This window comes from Pseudomonas sp. 24 E 13 (assembly GCF_900004715.1).
GTDB classification, from domain to species: domain Bacteria; phylum Pseudomonadota; class Gammaproteobacteria; order Pseudomonadales; family Pseudomonadaceae; genus Aquipseudomonas; species Aquipseudomonas orientalis_A.
The window spans coordinates 1-1846 of record NZ_CVTO01000138.1 but is presented as its reverse complement, the minus strand read 5'-3'; the positions used below and the strand labels follow the sequence as shown (position 1 = coordinate 1846).

Sequence of the window (1846 nt, the reverse complement as noted above, 5' to 3'; positions counted from 1 at the left end):
GACCCGCCGTCAGGGCGGAACCCTAAGTGGCCGTTACCTAAATAATGGATATGTACTCGGTCTGATCCAAGATACTGGCAAGCCAAGAGGCCGCCATCGGGGGCAAGCCCCCTCCCACAGGGGGCCGCATTTCAATTTACAGTTTGGCGAGGTCCGGGAGGTCGCCGGTCAGGCCCAAGGCCTGGCGTACAAACAGTGCCTTGGCTTCGGGAATCTGGTCGACGATCTTCAACCCGGCATTGCGCAACCAGCGCAGCGGCAGTTGATCGGCCTGAAACAGGCGCTCGAAGCCTTCCATTGCCGCCATCAGCGCCAGGTTATGCGGCATGCGCCGACGCTCGTAGCGGCTCAGCACCTTCACATCCGCCAGACGCTCGCCACGTTCGCTGGCCGCCAGCAGCACTTCGGCCAGCACCGCGGCATCGAGAAAGCCCAGGTTCACGCCCTGCCCCGCCAAGGGATGGATGACGTGGGCCGCATCGCCAATCAACGCCAGGCCTTCGGCCACGTAACGTTTGGCGTGACGCTGACGCAACGGCACGCAGACGCGCGGGTCGGCGCTGACCACCGTGCCCAGGCGCCCCTCAAAGGCCCGCTCCAGCTCACCGCAGAAGCGCTCATCGTCCAGGGCCATCAAACGCTCGGACTCCGCCGGCGTGGTCGACCAGACAATCGAGCACCAGTCCTCCTGCCCATCACGCACCAGCGGCAGGAATGCCAGCGGGCCCGTGTCGGTGAAGCGTTGCCACGCGGTGCGCTGGTGCGGCTGGCTGCTGCGTACGCTGGTCACGATGGCGTTGTGCAGGTAGTCCCATTCACGGGTGGGGGTGCCGGTCAGGCGGCGCACTGCGGAGTTGGCGCCATCGGCGGCGACCACAAGCGGCGCGCGCAGCTTGCGCCCATCGGCCAGGGTCAGCAGCCATTCATCGCCGGAGCGGCGCATCTGCTCCAGGCGCGCATTGGCCAACAGCCCCAGGTCACAATCATGCAGGCGGTCCAGCAAGGCATCCTGGATCACACGGTTCTCGACGATATGCCCCAGCACCTCGGCATGCACACTGGCCGCCGAGAAGTGGATCTGCCCGGTGCCGCTGCCGTCCCACACTTGCATCTGGCCATAGGGGCTGGCGCGGCGCTCGACGATGCCGTCCCACACGCCAAGGCGTTCGAGAATGCGCTGGCTGGCGGCGGACAGCGCACTGACCCGAGGTTCAAACGCCGCCGCCGGTTCGAACGGCTTGACGCTCAACGGGCTGCCGTCAAGCAGCAATACCTGCAGGCCACTGCCCTGCAACGCCAGCGCCAGGGCGCTTCCGACCATTCCGGCCCCGACAATCAGCACATCTGCGCGCATGTCCATAGTCAAGCCTGTCTCGCTGGCGGCTTGCGCCGCACGTAAAGGGTTTTGTCGACCCGCGCCACCAGGGTGCCGGAGCCGTCATGAATCTGGACCTTGAGCCGAGGCAAATATTTCTCGCCATCGGCGGTCTGTCGACGAACCTCATCGAGCAGGGCGTCGTCGATGGAGAACTCGGCATACACCGGACCTTTGCCCGGCGAGATGAAGTCGATGCTGGCGGCCTTGTCCCAGACAATGTAATCGCGGCCCAGGTTCTCCATCAGCATCAGCATGTAGAACGGGTCGACCATCGAATACAGGCTGCCGCCGAACTGGGTGCCCACATAGTTGCGGTTATACCAGCCCAGGCCCATGCGCACCTTGACGTGACGAAAGTCGGCGCTCATCTGCTGCACGCTGACCCCGGCGCCCAGGTACGGCGGATAGAGCGTCATCACCCAGCGCAGCAGCCGCGCCTTGCCCAGACGCTGGATCAGCCACTTACGC

Annotated in this window: 2 protein-coding genes; both read right to left on the bottom strand. The window is 65.0% G+C overall.

What is annotated here, in order from left to right; translation table 11 throughout:
• Positions 1 to 136 precede the first annotated feature (136 nt).
• Positions 137 to 1354, bottom strand: coding sequence for a 2-octaprenyl-3-methyl-6-methoxy-1,4-benzoquinol hydroxylase (locus tag BFP90_RS18505; protein ID WP_163003354.1), 1218 nt, complete (start codon positions 1352 to 1354; stop codon positions 137 to 139).
• Positions 1355 to 1362: 8 nt separating this feature from the next.
• Positions 1363 to 1846 (bottom strand): DUF4442 domain-containing protein (locus tag BFP90_RS18500; protein ID WP_065897671.1); only part of this gene is annotated, 484 nt, incomplete at its 5' end.